The following is a 21441-nucleotide window of genomic DNA, read 5'->3' as shown; positions in this document are numbered from 1 at the left end:
AACTCGGTTAATTTCGCGTTACGCTTCGAATTAAAGGAGTTGTATCTGGCCATCGAGGCGGGGTGCTGTGAAACTGTCACAACTCAATGCGATCTTGCGTTTTTCAAGGCCCGACCGTCGGCATGCTGCGCGGAAGCGCGCGCGAAAGAGGTCCGCCCAAACGCCCTTCGGATTGAACCGCGCATGAAAGTTAGGTTCGTTGTCGCGGCCACCCCGCATGTCGCGAACGATGTTCATCACTTTCTGAGCCCGATCGGGAAAGTGCACTTCGAGCCATTCGCGAAAGAGCGGCGCCACCTCGTTCGTCAGGCGCAGCATGATCCAGCCTACAGACCAGGCACCGCACTCGCTGGCACGCTCTACGATTTCTTCGAGAAACTTATCGGTAATGGCGGGGATAACGGGTGAAATGGAACAATGCACCGGGATGCCCGCTTCGGATAGTCTACTTATCGCCGCCATGCGTTTTGCCGGAGAGGCGGCGCGTGGCTCCAGCTTGCCGGAAAGATTTGCGTCCAGCGAAGTCACTGAGAGAGCGACCGCTACCAGATCGCGCTTTGCCATTTTTTTCAGGAGTTCGATGTCCGCCAGCACGCGGTCGGATTTGGTCGTAATAGTGACCGGGTGCCCGACTTCCAGACAAAGTTCGAGGATTTCCCTTGTGATCCGATAGCGCTTTTCGATCGGCTGGTATGGATCGGTATTCGTTCCCATCGCGATAGGTTTCGGCTTGTAACCGGACTTGGCGAACGTTTGTCGAAGCAAGGCCGCCGCCTGTGGCTTCGCAAACAGACGCGTCTCGAAATCGAGGCCGGGCGACAGGTCGTGATAGGCGTGCGTCGGACGGGCAAAGCAGTAAATGCATCCATGCTCGCAACCTCGATACGCGTTGATCGAGCGATCGAAGCCGATGTCGGGCGACGTGTTGAACGTGAGAATGCTTTTTGGATGTTCTTCGACGACGTGAGTACGAAGTTTGACCGGAGGACCTTCCAGCTTCTCCATGTAATCGCGCCAGTCACCGTCGCATTCCCGTTCAATGCCGTGAAACCGCAAGGATTGTGCGGAAGAGGAAGCCCCGCGGCCCTTCAAAATTGTTCGTCCTGCGTCCGACATTGCAGAACAATTAGAGAACATATAGGTTGTCGTAAAGGCAGTTATTCCTTCAACCGGGGCATCAGCTCGACGAAATTGCAGGGGCGATAGCGGCTGTCCAACTGGGTTGCCAGGATGTTGTTCCAAGCGTCTTTGACAGCCCCGTTCGAACCGGGCATCGCGAAGATGTAGGTCGTGTCGGCAAGGACTGCACAGGCCCGGCTCTGGATCGTGCTTGTGCCGATAGTTTCGTAACTCAACATCCGGAACAATTCGCCAAACCCGGGGATGTCCTTCGATTTTACACGATCGAGCGCTTCCGGCGTAACGTCGCGGCCTGTCAATCCCGTTCCGCCCGTAATCAGGACTGCATCGACGTTCGGATCATCGATCCAGCTTCTCAATCGATTGACGATCGTTCCGACGTCGTCCTTTTCGATACTTCGAGCAGCAATGCGATGGCCCGCACCTTGCGACAAATCGCGCAGTATGTCGCCCGAGGTGTCGTCTGCCGAGCTGCGCGTGTCGGACACCGTTAGAAGAGCGAGGTTAAGCGGCTTGAATGGCCGCGTTTCATCGATCGGCATATCAGTTCTTCGTCGGAAATTCGGGCCATGCGTTCTGGGCAAGCGCTTCCCGGCTCGGGGCTGGCTCGGCTCCCTGACGAAGATAGATCCAGTAGTTTCGCATTACGATAGCGACATAGCCGCGCGTCTCCCAGTAGGGTATCGATTCCATGTAAAGAAGAGGATCGTCAAAAGCGCGTATCTCGCTGTTCCAGCGGGCCACTGGTGTGGGACCGGCATTGTACGCAGCCATCACTTTCGGAAGGTGGCCGTTCGTCGTTTCGGACTGCGACAAAGCTCGCAAAGCTCGCTGACCGAATGCGATATTTGTTGCCTCGTCCTTGAGGTCGACTGTCGAAGCATTCATCTGGATGGACGCCGCGTATTCCCGCGCCGCGATGGGGCGTATCTGCATCAGGCCAATAGCGTTCGCGGGGCTTACGACGCGCGGTCTGAAATCGCTTTCCTGAAGAGAATGCGCAAAGGCGAGCGCCGGATCGACCGTCCATCCTCGAACGGGAGTTGCGGCAGTGCTGGGATAGCGCATAGCCGGGATCGGCTGCGCTCCGCGGGGGGTATTGTAACCGCTCCATTTTTGTGCCGACGTCAGCCCCAACGTCTTGGCGAGCCGAGCCTTTGACGCGAAGCTCTCTGCATCGCCCGTCTGCAACGCATGCAGCAGGGTCTCGTCCGCGAGTTCGAGTTCATTGATCTCCGCAAGACCGATGGCGTTCCGGACGATCGGATCGTTGCGCAACTTTCGCCAGTCTTCGCGATCGAACGCCGCCACGCGAAAGCGATCGGGGCGGGTTATGCCGAGCTGCTCGGTTGCCAGCATCCCGTAAAGGGTCTCGTCGCTCCTGCTAGCGCGTTCGAGCATCTGCCGGGCGAGCGCGGGCTGACGACATTTCGTGAACGCGCGCGCCGCCCAATATTGCGCGGCAGAGCGGAGCTCCACATTGTCCGCCTGTTCGCTCGCGCGCGTAAAGGCATCGGCTGCATCGGGACAGTCGTCGAGGCGCCAGGCCGCCAGACCTTCGACCCATGCCCCCTCGGCAAGCCACGGGCCGGTGCCGCCCCGCGCCGTCCTTGCCATCGCCAGCGCCGCGGTGTCGCGGTTCTCGATGTAGTAGCTCCAAGCGACCCTTTGCCGCCATTCGGTTCGCGATGCCGGACTGAGCGAAGCGTCGATGCCGTCGAGCAGCATGCGTGCGCTATCGGGATCGTCATTGCGAATTGCCGACAGGATCGCCTCGCCGATCTCTGCAGGCATCGTGCCGTCTTCGACCGAGCGGGGCAGGACCCTTTTGGGAATGGAAGGTTCGCGGGCTGTCGCGACCTTGCGGGGCAAAATCGGCGCCTCGACAAGGCCCCGCTTGATACCGAGCCCGATCATGCGTTCGGCCTGAGGGTGGGTAGGATAGCGCTGTAGCCACGCCTCGATCTCTTCGATGGAAATGCGCGGACTATTGGGGTGCAGGAAGTATTCTGCTGCCAATGTCCCGCGCAGCGCTCCGAAGGGATCGTTGTCGATCGCGGTCCGCACACTCACCCAATCCTGACGGTTCAGTGCGTCGAAGGCATTCGCGTAGAATGCGGTTTCCTCGCGAGAAAGAACGCGCTCCGGCAAGTCCGAGAGACCGGGGGGTCGATAATCTATTTGTTGTGCCGCGACAGGCTCCCCCAGCATCAGGGCGCTTGCCATGCCGAGAGCGAATATCGTTCGAGTAAGAAGTGTCATTCGTTCGTTGCCGTCCAATCGAGCCATCGAGACCAGAACCTTTGCCGTCGTTGCGCGGAACGGGCCAGTTCGCCAAGTGCGGGAGCGGCGAAAAGTGGTATTTTCGCGCCGCGAATATCCAGATCGGTACTGTGGCCGGCTCGCTCGTTCGCGAGGAAGGGGAGTATCGAGCGGCCGAACAGCACGACCCGTTCGGGTTCGACAAGCGCAATATGATGTCGCGCGAGGGCAAAGAGACCTGTGTCTCTCGCCGCGATCCAGTCCGGGAAAGGACCATGTCTGGGCATTACGCTGGCAAGATAGACAGCCTCGCTTTCCAGATTGAGCGCGTTGCGGAAGGCCTCGAGAAAATTCGAAGCCGGGCCGTCGACGAGTTGTTTTCGGTCACCTTCGAAGGGTTGGGGAAAGAGGAACAGTGTCCTTGCCGATTTCGCTCCTACTGGGGCGATCGATGAGCTGTTCGGGTTCGTCTCTGTGAAACCCGCCTGCATCCACCAAGATTGAAAAGCCTCGAGATCGCCGGGTGCCGAAGCGACAAGTTCTTCCGCTTCGCGTGGCTTCGTCTCCGCATTCTTCGGTTCGGGGCGACGGGCAGGCTCGACGGGTTGCGATCCCTGTCGCGATGGTATGGGCGCTTCGTCGCTCTCTTCTGCCAGCCAGTTGATGGCCTCGCTCTCGAACAGGCAATCGACGCCGGCGGACTCCCACCAATCGTAAAAGCCCGAAACGGCGTCTGAAGGGGTTGTCTTGCGGGTTTCCATGGCCATTTCGAAAGTAACCGGGGCGGGGCCAGTCTTGACCTCTCAAGCGTCAGCAATCAAGGCGTTATCGGACCAGTAAAACGAAAGAAGCGAAGAACCATGACCGAACGTGAATCGATGCCTTGCGACGTAGTCATTATCGGCGGAGGCGTCGCTGGACTTGCCGCCGCGATAAGGCTGAAGCAGATCAACGATGAACTGGAAGTTGTCGTTCTCGAAAAAGGTTCGGAGATCGGCGCGCACATTCTATCCGGAGCGGTAGTCGATCCGATCGCGCTTGACGAACTGTTGCCCGAGTGGCGCGAAATGGATTGCCCCATGGCCGAGACGCCGGTGACGGATAACTGGCACTGGATACTTTCCGCTCGCGGAAAGACCAACATCCCCCATCTCGCGATGCCGCCCTTCATGTCGAACAAGGGATGCTACACAGGTTCGCTCGGCAATCTGTCGCGCTGGATGGCTGAACAGGCAGAGGCGCTGGGGGTGATGGTGTTCCCCGGCTTTCCCGCCTCTGAAGTATTGTTCGACGAAAACGGTGCGGTAGCCGGTGTCGTTACACAAGACATGGGCGTAGCCGCCGACGGGTCGCATAAGGCCGATTATCAACCGGGCATGGAAATTCTCGCGAAGTATACCTTCTTTGCCGAAGGGGCTCGGGGCAATCTGACCAAGAAGATGAAGGCTCGCTTTGATCTCGAGGCGGACTGCCAACCGCAGGTCTATGGTCTCGGGGTCAAAGAGCTGTGGGACATTGACCCAGAGAAGCACGTTCCGGGCCGCGTCTTGCACACGCAGGGTTGGCCCCTTTCCGAAAGCGATACGTGGGGCGGTGGCTTCATGTACCACCAGTCCAACGGCCAAGTCGCGCTCGGATTCGTGACCGCGCTCGACTACAAGAACCCGTATGTCTCGCCGTTTCAAGAGTTCCAGCGGTGGAAGCAGCATCCGGCCATTCGCGAATATCTCGAGGGCGGCAAGCGGGTCGCCTATGGCGCGCGCGCGATTAATGAAGGCGGCTGGCAATCGGTCCCGAAACTCGCCTTTCCGGGCGGTGCCCTGATCGGCTGTGCCGCCGGTTTCGTGAACGTACCGCGGATCAAGGGTAGCCATACCGCCATCAAGAGCGGCATGCTGGCCGCGGAAAGCGCTGCTGCGGCAATTGCTGCCGGACAGGAAAAGACCGAACTGGCCGATTACGACAGCAATCTGCGCAATAGCTGGATCGCGACCGAGCTAAAGAAAGTCCAGAATGCGCAGCCCGCCGTCGCGAAATTTGGCGGCGATCTCGGCACCGTTATCGCCGGCGTGGATATGTGGATGCGACAATTGAAGATCGGCCTGCCGATCGCGATGAAGCACGAACCCGATTACGAGATGCTGCAACGCGCCGACCTTTACAAGCCGATCGATTACCCCAAGCCGGACAACGAGATCAGTTTCGATCGCCTGACGTCGGTATCCTATAGCTACACCAATCATGCAGAAGACCAGCGCAATCACCTGAAGGTCGAGGACATGGGTCTTCAGCGCGCCAGCGAACTGGAGGTCTATGGCGGGCCGTCGACGCGTTACTGCCCCGCCGGTGTCTACGAATGGGTGGGCGTTGAGGAAGGGAAGCCGGAATTCGTCATCAATTCCCAGAATTGCGTTCACTGCAAGACGTGCGACATCAAGGATCCGAACCAGAACATCGAGTGGACCACGCCCGAGGGCGGGGGCGGACCGAATTATCCGAACATGTGACGCAGCGCCGACACCGCGCTCATCATGAGGCTTCGCGAAACCGCCTTTGCCAAGATCAATCTGGCGCTGCATATCCGTGCCCGCCGGGAAGACGGCTATCACGACATCGAAACGCTATTCGCGTTCGTCGATAAGGGAGATGTCCTGACCGCCCGAACGGCAGAGCAGGATGCCGTCACTACGCTCGGCGCGTTCGCTCGGGAACTCGACAACCCGTTCGACAATCTGGTGGCGAAAGCGCTTTCGGCTCTGCCGCGTCCTGACGGACTGGCGGTAACGCTCGAGAAGAACCTGCCGGTTGCGGCGGGGCTCGGTGGGGGTAGCGCCGATGCCGGAGCGATCTTTCGCATGGTACGCGATGCTTACGGGCTTCCGGACGACTGGCGCGCACGGGCGGCGCGGCTCGGAGCGGACGTGCCTGCCTGCGTCGACAGCTCATCCAGCCTCGGCAAGGGAACGGGGACGCAGATTGAGCCAGTCGAGGACGATATGGTCGGCACCGCGGTGTTGCTCGTCAATCCCGGCGTACCGATGTCGACCGTCAAAGCGTATGGCGCATGGGACGGGACCGATGACGGTCCTCTCATTGGCAAGTCGACCAGCGAAATAGCCGGACGCAACGGCAACAGCTTCGAGCGCATTGCAACGGAACGGCTTGGCGTCGAACCCGTCGTCGAAACCCTGAGGCTGCTAAGCGAAACGAAACCTTTCCTGCACCGGCTTTCCGGATCCGGCGCGACCTGCTTCGCGCTGTATCGAAAGATTGGCGAACGAGACGAGGCGGCGGATTTTATCAAGCGCAGGCGTCCGGAATGGTGGCAAATTTCGGGAGCATTGCGGTGACCACGTCGGAAACATTCGAAAGGCTCGGTCCCAACAGTCAGTCCCCGATCGCGGCCTGCGCCGATCATGCGGGTAACAGCTTGCCGCCCGATCTAGCGCTCGGGATCGGAGACGATGTCCTCGATCAGCACGTCGCCGTCGATCTCGGCGTCAGGGAACTGTCGCAATGCCTTGCCGGCAATCATAATATTCCCGTGCATGTCGCCAAGGTCAGCCGCCTAGTCGTCGACCTACATCGCAGGGAAGACGATCCTGCAGTAATGCCGAAAACATCGGACGGCATCGCCATTCCCGGAAACGACGCGGGGCGTTTGGAAGATCGCCTTGCCCGGTTTCATCGTCCCTATCACGCCGGCCTGGAAAATTTCATCGAGGATACCGAGCCCGAGCTCTTCCTCGCTCTTCACAGCTTCACGCCCCGGCTGAAGACATCGGGCGAGAAACGCCCCTGGGAAGTCGGGTTGCTTTACAATAATGACGACCGGGCCGCTCGGCACGCCATTCGTCTTTTTAAAAACATGGGTTTCACGGTTGGCGACAACGAGCCTTACTCGGGCAAGCAGTTCAATGCGACGATGGATCGTCACGCAGAAACGCGTCGCATACCGTATCTGACGATCGAGGTACGACAGGATCTGGTCACTTCCGCTCAAGGACAATCGGAATGGGCCGACAGGATTGCGCAAGTCGCCCGGCAGACGCTGGCCGCGCTAAAGGCGAATTAAGACCCGCCAAACATCGCTTGCGCTTGATAAAACCCGCGAGGCGGGCGAAACCCGCCCGATGACCCAGAATTTCGACAAATCGCGCCTTCCGAGCCGCCACGTCTCGGTCGGTCCCGAGCGTGCGCCGCACAGGTCCTATTACTACGCGATGGGGATGTCCGAGGAAGAAATCGCCCGACCTTTCGTCGGCGTTGTGTCGGCGGGTAACGACAGCGCGCCTTGCAATACAGCGCTCGACGCACAAGCGAATATCTGCCGACGCGGCGTTGAGGAGGGCGGGGGCACACCGCGGCGTTTCAACACGATTACGGTCACCGACGGCATCGCCATGGGTCATCAGGGGATGAAAAGTTCGCTGGTAAGCCGCGAAGTCATAGCCGACTCTATCGAATTGTCGGTGCGCGGCCACTGCTACGACGCGCTTGTCGGGTTCGCCGGATGCGACAAGAGCCTGCCCGGCATGATGATGGCGATGCTGCGGCTCAATGTGCCTTCGATTTTCGTCTATGGCGGGTCGATCCTTCCCGGAACCTATCGCGAGAAAGACGTCACTGTCGTCGATGTGTTCGAGGCGGTAGGCCAATATGCCGCCGGAGGCTGCCCGCTGAAAGACCTGACCGCACTTGAGAAAGTGGCCTGTCCCGGACACGGCGCCTGCGGCGGACAGTTTACGGCGAACACGATGGCGTGTGTAGGAGAAGCTATCGGATTATCTCTTCCGAACAGCAATATGGCACCTGCTCCTTACAAATCACGAGAGGAGATTGCGACAGCCGCCGGGCGCCAGGTGATGGAACTGCTCGCTCGAATCCTGCGCCCGCGCGATATCTGTACTCGTGAAGCGTTCGAGAATGCCGCACGGGTCGTGGCTGCAACCGGAGGCTCGACTAATGCGGCGTTGCATCTTCCCGCGATGGCGAGCGAGTGCGGCATCGCGTTCGATCTCTTCGATGTCGCGGAGATCTTCAAAACGACGCCTTACATCGCCGATCTGAAGCCTGGTGGACAATATGTCGCGAAGGACATGCATGAGGCGGGCGGGGTCTACATGGCCATGAAAACCCTTCTCGACGGCGGTTTTCTCGATCCAGAGCCCCTGACCGTGACTGGAAAGAGCCTCGGCGAGAACCTCGAAGAGATTACGTGGAACCCGGATCAGAAAGTTTTTTACGACGTTCGCTCGCCGCTCAGCCCGACCGGCGGGGTGGTCGGTTTAAAAGGATCGCTCGCTCCTGATGGCGCGATCGTCAAGGTCGCGGGCATGGAACGACTGCAATTCAGCGGACCTGCGCGCGTCTTCGAATGCGAGGAGGACGCATTCGATGCGGTTGAACGGCGCGATATCCAAGAGGGGAGTGTCATCGTCATTCGCTATGAAGGCCCGAAGGGCGGGCCGGGCATGCGCGAGATGCTTTCGACAACGGCTGCCTTGTATGGTCAGGGAATGGGCGAAAAGGTCGCTTTGGTCACCGATGGACGCTTTTCCGGGGCGACGCGCGGCTTTTGCATCGGTCATGTGGGTCCGGAGGCGGCAGAATGCGGTCCGATCGCGCTCGTCAAGGATGGCGACATGATCCACATTGATGCCGAGAAGGGGTCTATCGATGTCGAGATCGATCAAACCGAACTCGACCGACGCCGCGGCGAATGGCAACCCCGACGCAACGATTACCAGTCCGGTGCACTCTGGAGATACTCGCAGAATGTCGGACCGGCATCCAAGGGTGCGCTTACTCATCCCGGGGCTGCCAGCGAAACGCATGTCTTTGCCGACATCTGATCGCCTAGCTACAGGATGACCATCGAAGCCGCGGAGATCGTTCGCCTTGCGTCCAAGGGCGACGGCGTCACGGAAAGCAAACAGCATGTGGCGGGTGCGGCACCCGGCGATCGCATTGCACCCGACGGAGCAATTGTACCCGGTCCGCATCGTGTCACGCCGCCCTGCCGCCATTTCGGCGAATGCGGCGGGTGCCAACTGCAGCATTGCGACGAGGAGGCCCTGCGCCAGTTCGTAACCGATCGCGTCGTCCTGCCCGCGCTCAAACTCGGACTGGAACCGGGCGAGCTTTTGCCGACCCATCTGTCTCCGCCCCATAGTCGCAGAAGGACGGTGCTGCATGCCGTCTCTTCGGGGAAAGGCGTAAGGATCGGCTACAACCTGCCGAAAACCAATCGCATTTTCGATCTTGTCGAGTGCCCGGTCCTGCGACCAGAACTGGTTGCTCTGGTCAGCCCTCTGCGTTCGCTTTTGCGCTCGTTCCTTGGGAAAGGCACTGCTCGAATCGCCTTGACGCTGGTCGATCGGGGCGTCGATTGCGTCATTTCCGGCATAGAGCCCGAAGGACTGGCGCAGACCGAACGACTAACCGCTTTTGCCGAGGAACATGGCTTTGCGCGCCTCTCCCTCGATCAGGGGTTCGGACCCGAGGTGTTCTACGAGCCGGAACCGACGACGATCACGCTTTCGGGCGAGGCCGTTCCGTTTCCGCCCGGCGCATTCCTCCAAGCGACACAGGACGGGGAGCAGCGACTGGTGGACGACGTGCTTGCCTTTGCAAGCGGTGGCCCAACCGCCGATCTTTTCGCAGGACTGGGAACATTCGCCTACGCGCTGGCGGCGGAGCGGAGGGTGCTGGCGGTCGAGGCTGCGCAGGACGCACATATCGCCTGCAAGGCTGCGGCGAACCGGTCGGGCGCGTCCGTATTCGCGCTGCATCGCGACCTTTTTCGAAATCCGCTTCGAGCCGAGGAACTGGCGCGTTTCGAGACGATCGTTCTCGATCCTCCGCGAGCCGGGGCTAGGAACCAGATCGAACAGATCGCGCAGAGCGACGTCCGGCGCGTCGCCTATGTCAGTTGCAATCCATCGAGCTGGTCACGCGATGCCGCCATATTGAAGGCGGCCGGCTTCAGCTTGCATAGCTTGCGCCCTGTCGGGCAATTCCGCTGGTCGACTCATGTCGAACTCAGCAGCTGTTTCGTCCGTAACTAGGCGTCCGCGCCGTCTGTTAGCTTGCCTTCGACGAAATCGCGCAGACCACCATAGGTTTCGAGCATTTCACCATCGACGTCCTCATCATCGATGATGATGCCGAAGCGGTCCTCGATTTCCGTGAGCAGTCCGGCCACCGCCATGGAATCCATTTCGGGCAAGTGTCCGAAAAGGCCAGTATCGGCATCGAACTCGGCAACATCGGCAGGGTCCAGCGCGAGGACGTCGCATAATACGGCGCGCAGTCGCTCATCGACGGCCTTCGCGTTGATTCGTCCGTGGCACGCGTCGCTTACGTTGCTGGCCGAATCGTCCGTTCGATCCTGTTCGGTCTGCGCATGCGAGGTGACGGCCATGCAAGTTTCGCCTTTCCCAAACCCGGTTCTTTTGGAAAACCCGCATTATCGGCTCGACCGGGCCGAAGCAAGCATAGCTGCCATCAGATAGCGGGACCGCGGCCATGCCCTTCTGGTTTGCCTCGCATGGACAGCACGACCTGCCGGGTTCTAAGGACGCGGTCGACGGCGTGACGAAACGAACGAGGCGGTGTTGGAACGATTGGGATCGGAGGAGGGGATGGAAGGCGTGAAGGTCGAAATCCGTCCGCTCGACCATATTCTCGAGCGGGGTCAGGCAAACGACACCGCACTTGTCCTGAAGGAGCGCGCCTATTCGTACGCCGAATTGCGCGAGGTGGTAGCGCAGGCGAGCGCGTGGCTGGCCTCCATCGCCAATCCGGGGGATCGTGTTGCGAGCTGGGCCGCGAAAGGGGTGTGGACTGCGATCCTTCCACTCGCCGCGCCTCGCGCGAAGCTGATCCATGTTCCGATCAATCCCCTGCTCAAGGAAGAGCAGGTCCGCCATATCTTACGCGATTGCGGCGCGTCGTGCCTGATTGCGACCACAGCGCGTCTCAAGCTGCTCGACCGGGCAGATTTGAGCCAAGCTTGCACGTTCTTTTCGGACGAAGAGGCGAGCGGGCTGCGCGACGCTTTTCCCGGCAGGCTGGCCGCATCGAACGCAGATACCGATGACCTTGCTGCCATACTCTATACAAGCGGTTCGACGGGGAAGCCGAAGGGCGTCATGCTGTCTCACGCCAATCTTTGGCTTGGGGCGGACAGCGTAGCATCTTATCTTTCGCTACAAGCGTCCGACCGGACGCTCGCCGTCCTGCCGTTTTCGTTCGATTACGGGCAAAACCAGCTGCTCAGCACGTGGTACGCCGGTGGCTGCGTCGTTCCGCTCGATTACCTGTTCCCGCGCGACGTCGTAAAGGCCTGCGCGGCGCATGACATCACGACGCTCGCCGCCGTTCCACCCCTATGGACGCAACTCGTCTCGGTCGATTGGCCACCGGAAGCGACGGGATCGATGCGTCGGCTTACCAATAGCGGGGGTGCACTTACCCGGTCGCTGATAACGAAATTTCGCGAGGCTTTCCCTTCTGCCGACATCGTGCCGATGTACGGGCTGACGGAGGCATTTCGCTCGACCTATCTCGATCCTGCCTTGGTCGAGAAATATCCGACGTCGATGGGCAAGGCCATTCCCCACGCAGAGATACTGGTGGTCGATCAAACAGGCGCTCTGACGAAACCGGGCGAACCTGGCGAACTGGTGCATTGCGGGCCGCTGGTGGCGCAAGGCTATTGGAAGGATCCGGGACGAACGGCGGAGCGGTTCAAGCCTGCGCCCTCATTCTCCTACTATGGGGGAACGGCCGTCTATTCCGGCGACACGGTGATGCGCGACGAAAACGACCTGCTCTTCTTCGTCGGACGCGACGATGCCATGATCAAGAGTTCGGGCACACGTATCAGCCCGCAGGAGATCGAGGATGTCGCAATCGGTTCCGGCGTTGTCCGTCATGCGGTCGCTTTCGGAGTTCCCGACGAGGAACTGGGCCAGACGGTCTCCCTTGCCGTGGAAATGATCGACGATACAGATACTTCGATGACCCTTTTGCAAAAGCATTTGAAGCACATCCTGCCGACCTTCATGCACCCGCGCATGGTGCATCCAATTGGTGAAATGCCCTTCAACCAGAACGGGAAGATTGATCGCTCCTCGGTCATCGAACAATACGGCGCGACAGGGCGAGGGGTATGAAAGCAAAGCCGCACGGACCGATCCCGGAAGGCTTCGATGCCGATACCGAAGGGCGCTTGCTTATCGGAGGACGCTCCGTTTCCGCGTGGGTGGAAGAAGCCGGCGAGACTCCGGTATTTCTTTACATCGCCGATCGATTGCGACAGCGCGTCGCGCGCTTGCGCAGCGCCATGCCGGAGCGGCTGAGGCTCAACTATGCGGTAAAGGCCAATCCGTTCCCGCCCTTGCTCGAGACGATGCGGGAACTCGTCGACGGGTTCGATATTGCCTCTGGCGGCGAACTGGCCATGTGCGAGGCCGCGAATATCACTGCCGATCGCATCAGTTTCGCTGGTCCCGGCAAGCGCGATGCGGAACTGGCGGCCGCGATCACGGCGGGAGTAACGCTGAATTGCGAATCCGAAGGCGAAGTCGAGCGCGCTCTTTCGATCGGTTCTGAAATCGGACGCAAGCCGCGGATCGCCCTGCGCGTCAATCCGGAGTTCGAGTTGCGCGGCTCGGGCATGAAGATGGGGGGCGGGGCGAAGCCTTTCGGGATCGATGCAGCCCGCGTGCCGGAACTCGCGCGCTACCTTGGCGCTCAGCCATGCGATTGGCGTGGCCTGCACGTATTTACCGGAAGCCAAGCGCTCGATCAGGCAGCCATCATCGAGACGCAGGGCAATGTCCTCGACCTGGCGGCGGAAATCTGCACGACCGCCGGGGTAGGCTTACCGTCGCTCAATATGGGAGGCGGCTTCGGGGTGCCGTACTTTCATGGCGACGAGGCGCTGGACATCGAGCGGGTCGGGGAAGCATTGCGCGAACGGTTCGCGCATCTGCCGGACGTGCTTGCCGAGACCGAGTTCCACATCGAACTGGGACGGTATCTGGTGGCGGAGGCGGGCATTTATTGCTGTCGCATCGTCGATCGGAAGGAAAGCCACGGCGAGATTTTCCTCGTCACCGACGGGGGGCTGCACCACCAATTGGCCGCGTCGGGGAATTTCGGAACCGTGGTGCGACGCAATTACCCGATCGCGATTGCCGACAGCTTCGCCGCCGAGCCGGAGGAGCGCGTCAACGTCGTCGGTTGCCTTTGCACGCCGCTCGATCGCCTGGGCGATGCCGTCATACTGCCGACCGCGCGGGAAGGAGACATCGTGGTCCTCTTCTGCGCCGGCGCCTACGGTGCGACCGCCTCGCCCGCCGCTTTTCTCGGTCGCGGCCCGGCGAAGGAACTGCTCGTCTAGCTGGCTTGCGGACTACCCCGTTTCGCCGTGTCCCAGCGCCATGTAGCGCGAGCTTTGCATTTCCTTGAGGCGGCTGACGGTGCGTTGAAATTCGAAGCTGTTGTCGCCCGCCGGATACAGTTCTTCGGGCTCGACCTCCGCGGTCACGAACAGCTTCACCCGCGCTTCGTAAAGCGCATCGATCAAGGCGGTGAAGCGCGTCGCCTCGTTGCGCTGGTCCGGCCCCATCTGCGGAATGCCGACGATGATGACCGTGTGATATTCGCGGGCGATAGCGAGGTAGTCCGCCGCCCCTCGTGGCTCCCTGCAAAGGCGTTTGAAGCTGAACACGGCGACGCCGCGAAAGCTCTTGGGAACGTGGATAGTGCGCTTCTTGCCGACATCAAGCTCGCGTGACGGTACCGTCTCCGCATCCTCGGCTTCGTGATCGGTAAGCCGGAAGAATACCTCGCGCACCTTCGCGGTCGCTTCCGGGCCGAGGGGCGTATGCCAGGCATCGATCCCGGCAAGCCGATCGAGCCGGTAATCGGTCGGCCCATTCAGGGGCACAACTTCGAGGCGTTCTTCGATAAGGGCAATAAACGGCAGAAAATGCTCGCGATTCAGCCCGTCCTTGTAGAGATCGCGCGGGGGACGGTTCGACGTCGTGACGATTACGACTTTCTCCTCGACGATCAACGCCCGGAACAAGCGTCCCATGATCATCGCATCGGCCGAATTGTTGACGACCATCTCGTCGAAGGCGAGGCAGCGTACGCCGGTCGCGAGATCGCGCGCAACCTTGGGGATCGGATCGCCGGGGTCACGCTCGCGCCATTCGCGCATCAGGTCGTGGACCTCTTGCATGAAGGCATGGAAGTGAACGCGCCTCTTCGCTTCGATCGGCAAGGTTTCGTGGAACAGGTCCATCAGCATCGACTTGCCGCGCCCCACTCCGCCCCACATGTAAACACCGGGCGGGGCGGCTTCCTCCTTGCCGAACAAACGGGAGATGAGCCCGGAACGCGGCTTTTCCGCCAGTCGGCCTTGCAACGTATCCAGTCGCTGCGCAGCCGCCTGCTGATCGGTATCGGGTTGCAACTCTCCCGCTTCGATGAGGGCGCGGTAACGCGCGAGTATGCCGTTCTCTCTCATGCCGGACCGATCAGGAACGCGGCTTGAACTTGCGCACGATGCCGCTGAAGGCGGCCACGATCGTGTCGCCTTGCACGACCTCGCCCCGCAAGAACGCCAGTCGCCCGGTTTCGCGCAGGATCGAAGTCACCGCGTCGAGCGGTTCTTCGGCCTTGCCCGCTTCGACGAATTGCGTCGAAAGTTCGAGGGTGACCGATGGGCCGCTATCCGAGCCGCCGAGGACATGCATCGCGGAGAACAGCGATATGTCGATAAGGCCCATGGTGACGGCGCCGTGGATGACGCCTTGCAGGTTGAGGTGGCGCCGCTCCGGAAACATGCGCAGACGGCAGGCATCGCCATCCTTCCGAACGATCAGCCTTCCGAGAACCGCGCCGTTGAACAGCGTGTCGTCGTGAAAGTTCCAGTGATTCCAGCCCGGGTTGTCTGGATCGGGTCCGTGATCGAAGATGTCGTCGGACAGATGATCGAGCGGCACGTCAGATATGCTTTTCGACCTGCATTTTCTTGATCTCGGCAATCGCTTTCGCCGGCGACAGGCCCTTGGGGCAGACATTCGCGCAGTTCATGATCGTGTGACAACGATAGAGGCGGAACGGGTCCTCCAGATCCTCGAGCCGCTCGCCCGTCATCTCGTCACGGCTGTCGGCGAGCCAGCGATAGGCCTGGAGAAGGATCGCAGGACCAAGAAATTTGTCCGAATTCCACCAGTAGGATGGGCAGGCCGTCGAACAGCAGGCGCACAGGATGCACTCGTAAAGGCCGTCAAGCTGTTCGCGCTGTTCGGGGGACTGGAGCCGTTCCTTGCCCGAAGGGGTCGGCGATACGGTTTGCAACCAGGGCCGGATCGACGCGTATTGCGCATAGAAATGGGTGAAGTCGGGAACGAGGTCCTTGATGACTTCCATATGCGGCAGCGGCGTAATCCGAATCTCGCCCTTCAAATCCTCGATTGCCGTCGTGCAGGCGAGGCCGTTCTTGCCATTGAGGTTCATCGAGCACGAACCGCAGATACCTTCGCGGCAGGACCGGCGAAAGGTCAGCGTCGGATCGATCTCGTTCTTGATCTTGAACAGTGCATCGAGAACCATTGGGCCGCACTGATCGAGATCGACCTCGAACGTGTCGTAGCGCGGGTTCTGGCCGCTATCGGGATCGTAGCGATAGATTTTGAACGTCTTGGTTCGCGTCGCCCCTTCGGAGCGGTGCTTCTTGCCCTTTGCGTTGATCTTCGAATTCGCGGGGAGGGTGAAAGTCGCCATGGTTCGATCCTGTCTGCCTTGCCGTCTATCTAAGCATTTCGCGCCGCGACTCAAGACGAAGTTGCCACTTTGCGCGGAGCGCCAAATCCAACGCGATGGAACACATGGAACACTGTCCTGTCAGAGAAAACTCCCCCCGATAACGGTCGAAAACATGCATTTTCGAGCGCGCTGGGGAACCGGGCGGACATCGGACAACTCTAAGGAATATGGGCGATGTAGGACAGGATCGGCGAAGCGCGGCGATATTCGGAGCAAGCGGCGGCATTGGCAGAGCACTTGCCGAGGAGGCGCTGCGTCGCGGCTTCGAGACGGTTCACGTAGGCTCCCGCTCCGGCGAGGGACCTTCGGGGGAGGGGCTGCGGCCGTTCCGCTTCGACTACGAAAACGAAGAGAGCATCGCGGATTTTGCTGATAGCGTTTCCGAGACACCATTGTCGCTGATTGTCGTGGCCACCGGCGTTCTTACCCTTGCCGACGGAATCGGACCCGAGAGAAGTTTTCGCAAAATCGATCCGGACTTGATGGAAAAGGTATTCCGGGTCAATACGATAGGACCCGCACTTGTCGCGAAACATCTGCTTCCGCAATTGCCGCGCGACCGGCGTTCCGTCTTCGCCGCCCTGTCGGCACGGGTCGGGTCGATCGGCGACAACCGGCTCGGCGGGTGGCACAGCTACCGCGCGTCGAAGGCTGCGCTCAACATGCTGATCCGCAATTTTGCCATCGAGCTTGCGCGCACGCACAAACAGGCGCTCGCGGTCGCCTTGCATCCCGGAACGGTCGATACGAAGCTGTCCGAGCCGTTTCAGGGCAATGTGCCAGACAAACAACTCTTCACGCCGCAGCGATCAGCGGCGCATCTGTTCGACGTTATCGAAGGCCTCGAACCGAAAGATAGCGGCGGGCATTTCGACTGGCGCGGCGACAGGATCCCCGACTGAATTACAATCAGAACCGGAACGATCGATGATCGGGGCGGGCGGGGAGCCTTTCAGCTACCCAACTCCGCCCCGCTATCGCCTAATCGCCTATTCGCCGAAGGTCCGCTGCCACCAGCCACGCCGCGGCTTGGCGGTCTCGATCGTTCCGGCGCTGTCCTTCGAAGCATTGCCCGCTCCGTTATCGCTCGCCTTGGCATCGCCATCGGAAGGCGCGTTGTCGTTAGAGCCACCCTCTCGCGAGGTTTGCTCGGCCGGTTTGGGTTCAGCCTTCTTGCGGGACTGGCGCGGCTTCTTCTCCGCCGGAGCCTTCTCGCTCTTGGCTGCCTTTGCAGCGGCCTTTTCTTCGGCCGCTTTCGCCTTCGCTGCCTTGTCGGCTTCGATCTCGGCCTTGGTGCGGCGCTTGCGACGCTTCGGCTTTTCCTCGACTTCGGCCTTCGCCTCGCCGGTATCGTCCATGCGCTCGGCAGTTTCCGAAGCACCGTCAGGACCGGTCACGACGGCGATGTCGTCCTGCATCTGCTCGGAGACCTGCTCGAGCGCTTCGCCGTCGATCTTCTGATCGGACGCGTTGCCGGAGTCGGCGTTGCTATTCTCGCCATTATCCTGAGCACCGTTGTCCTGCGAGGTATCGGTGTTCTTGCGCCGACCGCGGCCACCCCTGCGACGACGCTTGCGCGGCTTGTCCCCGCCGTCGCCATTGGCGTCGCTTTCGCTTCCGTTGTTCTGATCGCTGGCGGAGGGGGCGGACGTTTCCTCGCGGTCGTCCTCGCCATTCTCGCGCCGCTTGTTGCGGCCACGTCCGCCGCGCCGACGGCGCTTGCGCTTGCGCTGCTGACCGTCGTGATCGTCCGAAGAGGTTTCGTCGTTGTCGTTGTCGTCTTCGTCCTGATCGTATTCGTCGGAATCCTCGTCGTCATCCTCCGCGATCGGTTCGAATTTCGGCGCATTGGTGGGGCGCGCGCCGGAACTCGACACGCTCATCTTGGCACCTTCGTCCTCGCCTTCGGGGTGAACCTCGACGCTGACATTGTAGCGATGTTCGATTTCCTGAAGATCAGCGCGTTTCGCGTTCAGGAGATAGATCGCCGCCTCGGTGCTCGCCGAAAGCTGGATGATCGAACCCTTGCCCTTGGCGGCTTCCTCCTCGATGAGACGCAGCGCACTCAATCCGGCGGAAGAGGCCGTGCGGACGAGGCCCGTGCCGTCGCAATGCGGACAATCGCGCGTCGTTGCTTCGAGCACGCCGGTCCGCAGCCGCTGCCGGCTCATTTCCATAAGGCCGAAGCTGGAGATGCGACCGACCTGGATGCGTGCACGGTCGTTCTTCAGCGAATCCTTCATGCACCGCTCGACCTTGCGGATATTGCCGTGCCGTTCCATGTCGATGAAGTCGATCACGACAAGGCCGGCCATGTCGCGCAGCCTCAATTGGCGGGCGATTTCCTTGGCCGCTTCGAGATTGGTCGACAGCGCGGTCTGCTCGATACCGTGCTCCTTCGTGGAGCGGCCGGAGTTGATGTCGATCGAAACCAGCGCTTCGGTCGGATTGATGACCAGATAGCCGCCCGATTTCAGCTGCACAACGGGATCGTACATCGCCTTCAGCTGGTCCTCCGCCCCATAGCGCTGGAACAGCGGAACGGGATCGGAATAGGCCTTCACCCGCCGGGCGTGGCTCGGCATCAGCAGCTTCATGAACGACTTGGCCGACTTGTAGCCTTGCTCGCCCTCGACGATCACTTCCTCGATGTCGCGATTGTAGATGTCGCGGATCGCACGCTTGATGAGGTCGCTGTCCGAATGGATGAGCGAGGGCGCGGTCGAGCCGAGCGTCTTCTCGCGAATCTCATCCCACAGCCGCGCGAGATAGTCGAAGTCGCGCTTGATTTCCGTCTTGGTGCGCGACAGACCGGCGGTCCGCACGATCAGCCCCATGGTGCGGGGCAGCGACAGGTCGGACACGATTTCCTTCAACCGCTTGCGGTCGCTGGAGGAAGAAATCTTCCGGCTGATGCCTCCGCCGTGATTGGAGTTGGGCATCAGGACGGTGTAGCGTCCGGCAAGGCTGAGATAGGTGGTGAGTGCGGCGCCCTTGTTGCCGCGCTCTTCCTTGACGACCTGTACCAGCAGGACCTGGCGGCGCTGGATGACGTCCTGAATCTTGTAGCGGCGACGCAGCGCCTGACGACGCTGGCGCACCTCGTCGACGGCCTTGGAGCGGGTTCCGCCGCCATTGTCGCCATTGTCGGAATTCTCCTGCGACCGCTTCGGTCCGCGGCGCGAGCGCGAGCGCCGCGAACGTCCGCGACCAGAGCCGCCGTTTCCGCCGTTTTCCTCGGCATCGTCGTCTTCGTCATCGTCGCTATCGTCGTCATCGCCGTTCTCGACGTGACCTTCCTCGATCGTGGCGACCTTGCTCTTTTCCGAAGTGTCAATTTCCTCGACGCCGTCCTCGGCTATTTCCTCGACCAGAGCGCCCGAGGATTCCTCGTCCGCATCGAAATCGTCGGACGATCCGTTGCCGCTTTCCTCTTCCTCTGCACGAAGCCTCGCTTCTTCGGCGGCCGCTTCCGCGTCTTCGTCGAGCAGGGCCTGCCGATCGGCCTGCGGGATCTGGTAATAGTCGGGGTGGATTTCGCTGAAGGCCAGGAAACCGTGACGATTGCCGCCGAAATCGACGAAGGCGGCCTGGAGGCTCGGTTCTACCCGCGTGACTTTCGCGAGGTAGATATTGCCCTTTATCTGCTTGTGTTCAGCTGATTCGAAATCGAATTCTTCAATGCGATTTCCCTTGAGTACCGCCACTCGGGTTTCTTCCGAATGGCGCGCATCGATAAGCATGCGCGTTGACATGAATTATTCTCCATACGCGCGAACGCCGGGCAGGGCCGGACGTCAATTTGCGCGTTCTGTGTGATGAACCCGGCGCCGAACCTGCGGGCCGAGGGGTCAGATACCGGTACGCTGCGCAAGGCGTCGCGCACCGGAATGTCGTGTCTGCAGAACTGAAGCCGCGCGATCCTCGCGCCAAGCCGCCATCGCACGGACCTGCTGCACCGGGCAGCGCGGTCGTGAGCGGTAGCGTGGCTATCATGGTCTGCATCAACCTGTCGTCTTGGCCGCGCCTGACCGTGCCTTTCGATGAAAGGAGGCCGGCGGGGCACTGGTGGATAGGCTCGATCCAGCGATTGCGGCGTTTCGCATCAGCGGTTCGCCTGTCGCTGCCGGTCGTCCCTATCCCTCGAATACCGGTTTACATGCGCTAGCATCGTGCATTTCATTCAGCAACTATATTGCGAAAATGCAGCGATAACCTTAACCGTCGGCATCGCCATGCTCTCGCGCGCTTCCTATCTGCCGATCGCAGGCGCTTTCCTCGCCGTGCTGTTCGTCTGTCTGGGACTGTATCAGACGCCTCTTCTCGATGCACCGAGGATCGGGTCGCGCCCGGACTATGTCCTGAAGCTGCAATTGCCTGCGCCGGGTGAAGTCGATCTGCCGAGCATTGCGGGCGGCGGCGATGCCTCGCGTCCGCTCGTCGTGATCGACGCAGGACACGGCGGCCACGATACCGGAGCGATCGCCGGGAACCGTCAGGAAAAGGACATCGTCCTGTCGCTCGCAAAGCGGTTGCGCGACGAATTACTGGCCGACGGGCGGGTACGGGTCGCCCTGACGCGGGAGGACGACCGGTTCCTCGTGCTGGAGGAACGCGCCGAGATCGCTCGCCGCCTCGACGCCGACCTGTTCCTTTCGATCCATGCCGATTCCGCCGGGGAAATTACCGAAGCCGCCGGAGCCAGCATCTACACCCTTTCCGCCGACGCGTCGAGCCAGGCCGCCGCCCGCTATGCCGCGCGTGAAAACAGCGCGGACATCATCAATGGCGTGCAGCTGGAACGCGGCAACGAGACGGTGGCGACGATCCTCGTCGAACTGTCGCAGCGTCGCGCTGTCGAGGAGGCCGGCGCCTTCGCTCAGGCGATAGAGGAAGCTGGGACGGGCCGGATCGCCTTTCGCGAGCCAGCCAGGCGCTCGGCACCGTTCGTGGTGCTGAAGGCGCCCGACATCCCCTCCGTTCTGTTCGAGGCGGGCTTCATCAGCAACGCTGCAGAGGCGCAGGTTCTGGACAGTGCCGAGGGACGCGAGCGTTTCGCAGAAATTATGGCGCGGGCGATTTTGAACTATTTCGATGCGGTACCCCCGGTACAGGACCCGCAGCCTGCACCCCGCCCCGCGAACGAAGCGCCATCTGCGAGGCCTTCCATTGGCAGCGTTCTGTAAG

General features: G+C 60.9%; 18 protein-coding genes. 9 read left to right on the top strand and 9 right to left on the bottom strand.

Translation table 11 applies throughout. The annotated features are described in order from the left end of the window. Positions 1 to 30: 30 nt before the first annotated feature. From GRI38_RS05245 to GRI38_RS05230, 4 genes are read right to left on the bottom strand one after another with little or no spacing between them, the layout of a single operon-like run. On the bottom strand, positions 31 to 1116 hold the full coding sequence (locus GRI38_RS05245; RefSeq protein ID WP_160681838.1) for a PA0069 family radical SAM protein: 1086 nt from the start codon (positions 1114 to 1116) through the stop codon (positions 31 to 33). Between the two features lie 41 nt (positions 1117 to 1157). Next, positions 1158 to 1682 carry a molybdenum cofactor biosynthesis protein B gene (gene moaB / locus GRI38_RS05240; protein ID WP_160681837.1) on the bottom strand — a complete coding sequence of 175 codons (525 nt, stop codon included), beginning with the start codon at positions 1680 to 1682 and terminating at the stop codon, positions 1158 to 1160. Position 1683: 1 nt separating this feature from the next. Continuing rightward, complete coding sequence (locus tag GRI38_RS05235) at positions 1684 to 3402, bottom strand: lytic transglycosylase domain-containing protein (protein WP_237487352.1); 1719 nt, start codon at positions 3400 to 3402, stop codon at positions 1684 to 1686. Then, positions 3399 to 4163 carry a hypothetical protein gene (locus GRI38_RS05230; RefSeq protein ID WP_160681835.1) on the bottom strand — a complete coding sequence of 255 codons (765 nt, stop codon included), beginning with the start codon at positions 4161 to 4163 and terminating at the stop codon, positions 3399 to 3401. The genes GRI38_RS05235 and GRI38_RS05230 overlap by 4 nt, the downstream gene beginning before the upstream one ends. Positions 4164 to 4262: 99 nt before the next feature. On the opposite strand from GRI38_RS05230, the gene GRI38_RS05225 reads away from it, so the two are divergent. Genes GRI38_RS05225 through GRI38_RS05205 form a run of 5 tightly spaced genes read left to right on the top strand, consistent with a single transcriptional unit; the run spans position 4263 to position 10472 of the window. After that, complete coding sequence (locus GRI38_RS05225) at positions 4263 to 5909, top strand: electron transfer flavoprotein-ubiquinone oxidoreductase (protein ID WP_160681834.1); 1647 nt, start codon at positions 4263 to 4265, stop codon at positions 5907 to 5909. A 24-nt stretch (positions 5910 to 5933) separates the two neighbouring features. Next, positions 5934 to 6752 carry a 4-(cytidine 5'-diphospho)-2-C-methyl-D-erythritol kinase gene (locus GRI38_RS05220; protein WP_160681833.1) on the top strand — a complete coding sequence of 273 codons (819 nt, stop codon included), beginning with the start codon at positions 5934 to 5936 and terminating at the stop codon, positions 6750 to 6752. Beyond that, entirely contained in the window at positions 6749 to 7477 is a 729-nt protein-coding gene (locus GRI38_RS05215) for an N-formylglutamate amidohydrolase (RefSeq protein ID WP_337191241.1), read from the top strand. Before GRI38_RS05220 ends, GRI38_RS05215 begins: the two co-directional genes overlap by 4 nt. Positions 7478 to 7535: 58 nt before the next feature. Beyond that, entirely contained in the window at positions 7536 to 9257 is a 1722-nt protein-coding gene (gene ilvD, locus GRI38_RS05210; protein WP_160681831.1) for a dihydroxy-acid dehydratase, read from the top strand. Positions 9258 to 9272: 15 nt separating this feature from the next. Beyond that, a complete protein-coding gene (locus tag GRI38_RS05205) occupies positions 9273 to 10472 on the top strand; it encodes a class I SAM-dependent RNA methyltransferase (RefSeq protein ID WP_160681830.1) in 1200 nt (399 codons plus the stop codon). On the opposite strand, the gene GRI38_RS05200 is transcribed toward GRI38_RS05205, so the two are convergent. Further along, the gene (locus GRI38_RS05200) at positions 10469 to 10744 is read right to left on the bottom strand and encodes an acyl carrier protein (RefSeq protein ID WP_419880265.1); all 276 of its coding nucleotides are present in this window, start codon (positions 10742 to 10744) and stop codon (positions 10469 to 10471) included. The two genes, GRI38_RS05205 and GRI38_RS05200, sit on opposite strands and share 4 nt — an antisense overlap. A 304-nt stretch (positions 10745 to 11048) precedes the next feature. On the opposite strand from GRI38_RS05200, the gene GRI38_RS05195 reads away from it, so the two are divergent. Further along, positions 11049 to 12584 carry an acyl-CoA ligase (AMP-forming), exosortase A system-associated gene (locus GRI38_RS05195; protein WP_160682471.1) on the top strand — a complete coding sequence of 512 codons (1536 nt, stop codon included), beginning with the start codon at positions 11049 to 11051 and terminating at the stop codon, positions 12582 to 12584. Continuing rightward, complete coding sequence (locus GRI38_RS05190) at positions 12581 to 13816, top strand: pyridoxal-dependent decarboxylase, exosortase A system-associated (protein WP_160681828.1); 1236 nt, start codon at positions 12581 to 12583, stop codon at positions 13814 to 13816. The genes GRI38_RS05195 and GRI38_RS05190 overlap by 4 nt, the downstream gene beginning before the upstream one ends. A gap of 12 nt (positions 13817 to 13828) precedes the next feature. Here GRI38_RS05190 and zapE read toward each other — a convergent pair whose 3' ends face one another. The 3 genes from zapE to GRI38_RS05175 are packed head-to-tail and all read right to left on the bottom strand — an operon-like array spanning position 13829 to position 16212. Further along, positions 13829 to 14950 (bottom strand): cell division protein ZapE, encoded by a 1122-nt coding sequence (zapE, locus tag GRI38_RS05185; protein WP_160681827.1) that lies wholly within the window; start codon positions 14948 to 14950, stop codon positions 13829 to 13831. 10 nt (positions 14951 to 14960) lie between these two features. Next, positions 14961 to 15428, bottom strand: a complete 468-nt coding sequence (locus tag GRI38_RS05180; protein ID WP_337191240.1) for a PaaI family thioesterase — start codon at positions 15426 to 15428, stop codon at positions 14961 to 14963. A gap of 1 nt (position 15429) precedes the next feature. Then, a complete protein-coding gene (locus tag GRI38_RS05175; protein WP_160681825.1) occupies positions 15430 to 16212 on the bottom strand; it encodes a succinate dehydrogenase iron-sulfur subunit in 783 nt (260 codons plus the stop codon). Positions 16213 to 16421: 209 nt separating this feature from the next. On the opposite strand from GRI38_RS05175, the gene GRI38_RS05170 reads away from it, so the two are divergent. Beyond that, positions 16422 to 17156, top strand: coding sequence for an SDR family NAD(P)-dependent oxidoreductase (locus tag GRI38_RS05170; protein WP_160681824.1), 735 nt, complete (start codon positions 16422 to 16424; stop codon positions 17154 to 17156). An 87-nt stretch (positions 17157 to 17243) separates the two neighbouring features. Here GRI38_RS05170 and GRI38_RS05165 read toward each other — a convergent pair whose 3' ends face one another. Continuing rightward, the gene (locus GRI38_RS05165; RefSeq protein ID WP_160681823.1) at positions 17244 to 20009 is read right to left on the bottom strand and encodes an Rne/Rng family ribonuclease; all 2766 of its coding nucleotides are present in this window, start codon (positions 20007 to 20009) and stop codon (positions 17244 to 17246) included. 417 nt (positions 20010 to 20426) lie between these two features. Here GRI38_RS05165 and GRI38_RS05160 point away from each other — a divergent pair, with 417 nt between their 5' ends. Next, complete coding sequence (locus GRI38_RS05160) at positions 20427 to 21440, top strand: N-acetylmuramoyl-L-alanine amidase family protein (RefSeq protein WP_337191239.1); 1014 nt, start codon at positions 20427 to 20429, stop codon at positions 21438 to 21440. Position 21441: the final 1 nt, after the last annotated feature.

Source organism: Parapontixanthobacter aurantiacus (assembly GCF_009827635.1).
Classification (GTDB): domain Bacteria; phylum Pseudomonadota; class Alphaproteobacteria; order Sphingomonadales; family Sphingomonadaceae; genus Parapontixanthobacter; species Parapontixanthobacter aurantiacus.
The sequence above is the reverse complement of the archived record's forward strand: the minus strand, read 5'-3'. Positions and strand labels throughout refer to the sequence as shown.

Coding starts and splice junctions, on each gene's coding strand:
- GRI38_RS05245 (WP_160681838.1), bottom strand. CDS start 1,116: ATGTCGGACGCAGGACGAACAATTTTGAAGGGCCGCGGGGCTTCCTCT.
- moaB (WP_160681837.1), bottom strand. CDS start 1,682: ATGCCGATCGATGAAACGCGGCCATTCAAGCCGCTTAACCTCGCTCTT.
- GRI38_RS05235 (WP_237487352.1), bottom strand. CDS start 3,402: ATGACACTTCTTACTCGAACGATATTCGCTCTCGGCATGGCAAGCGCC.
- GRI38_RS05230 (WP_160681835.1), bottom strand. CDS start 4,163: ATGGAAACCCGCAAGACAACCCCTTCAGACGCCGTTTCGGGCTTTTAC.
- GRI38_RS05225 (WP_160681834.1), top strand. CDS start 4,263: ATGACCGAACGTGAATCGATGCCTTGCGACGTAGTCATTATCGGCGGA.
- GRI38_RS05220 (WP_160681833.1), top strand. CDS start 5,934: ATGAGGCTTCGCGAAACCGCCTTTGCCAAGATCAATCTGGCGCTGCAT.
- ilvD (WP_160681831.1), top strand. CDS start 7,536: ATGACCCAGAATTTCGACAAATCGCGCCTTCCGAGCCGCCACGTCTCG.
- GRI38_RS05205 (WP_160681830.1), top strand. CDS start 9,273: ATGACCATCGAAGCCGCGGAGATCGTTCGCCTTGCGTCCAAGGGCGAC.
- GRI38_RS05195 (WP_160682471.1), top strand. CDS start 11,049: ATGGAAGGCGTGAAGGTCGAAATCCGTCCGCTCGACCATATTCTCGAG.
- GRI38_RS05190 (WP_160681828.1), top strand. CDS start 12,581: ATGAAAGCAAAGCCGCACGGACCGATCCCGGAAGGCTTCGATGCCGAT.
- zapE (WP_160681827.1), bottom strand. CDS start 14,950: ATGAGAGAGAACGGCATACTCGCGCGTTACCGCGCCCTCATCGAAGCG.
- GRI38_RS05175 (WP_160681825.1), bottom strand. CDS start 16,212: ATGGCGACTTTCACCCTCCCCGCGAATTCGAAGATCAACGCAAAGGGC.
- GRI38_RS05170 (WP_160681824.1), top strand. CDS start 16,422: ATGGGCGATGTAGGACAGGATCGGCGAAGCGCGGCGATATTCGGAGCA.
- GRI38_RS05165 (WP_160681823.1), bottom strand. CDS start 20,009: ATGTCAACGCGCATGCTTATCGATGCGCGCCATTCGGAAGAAACCCGA.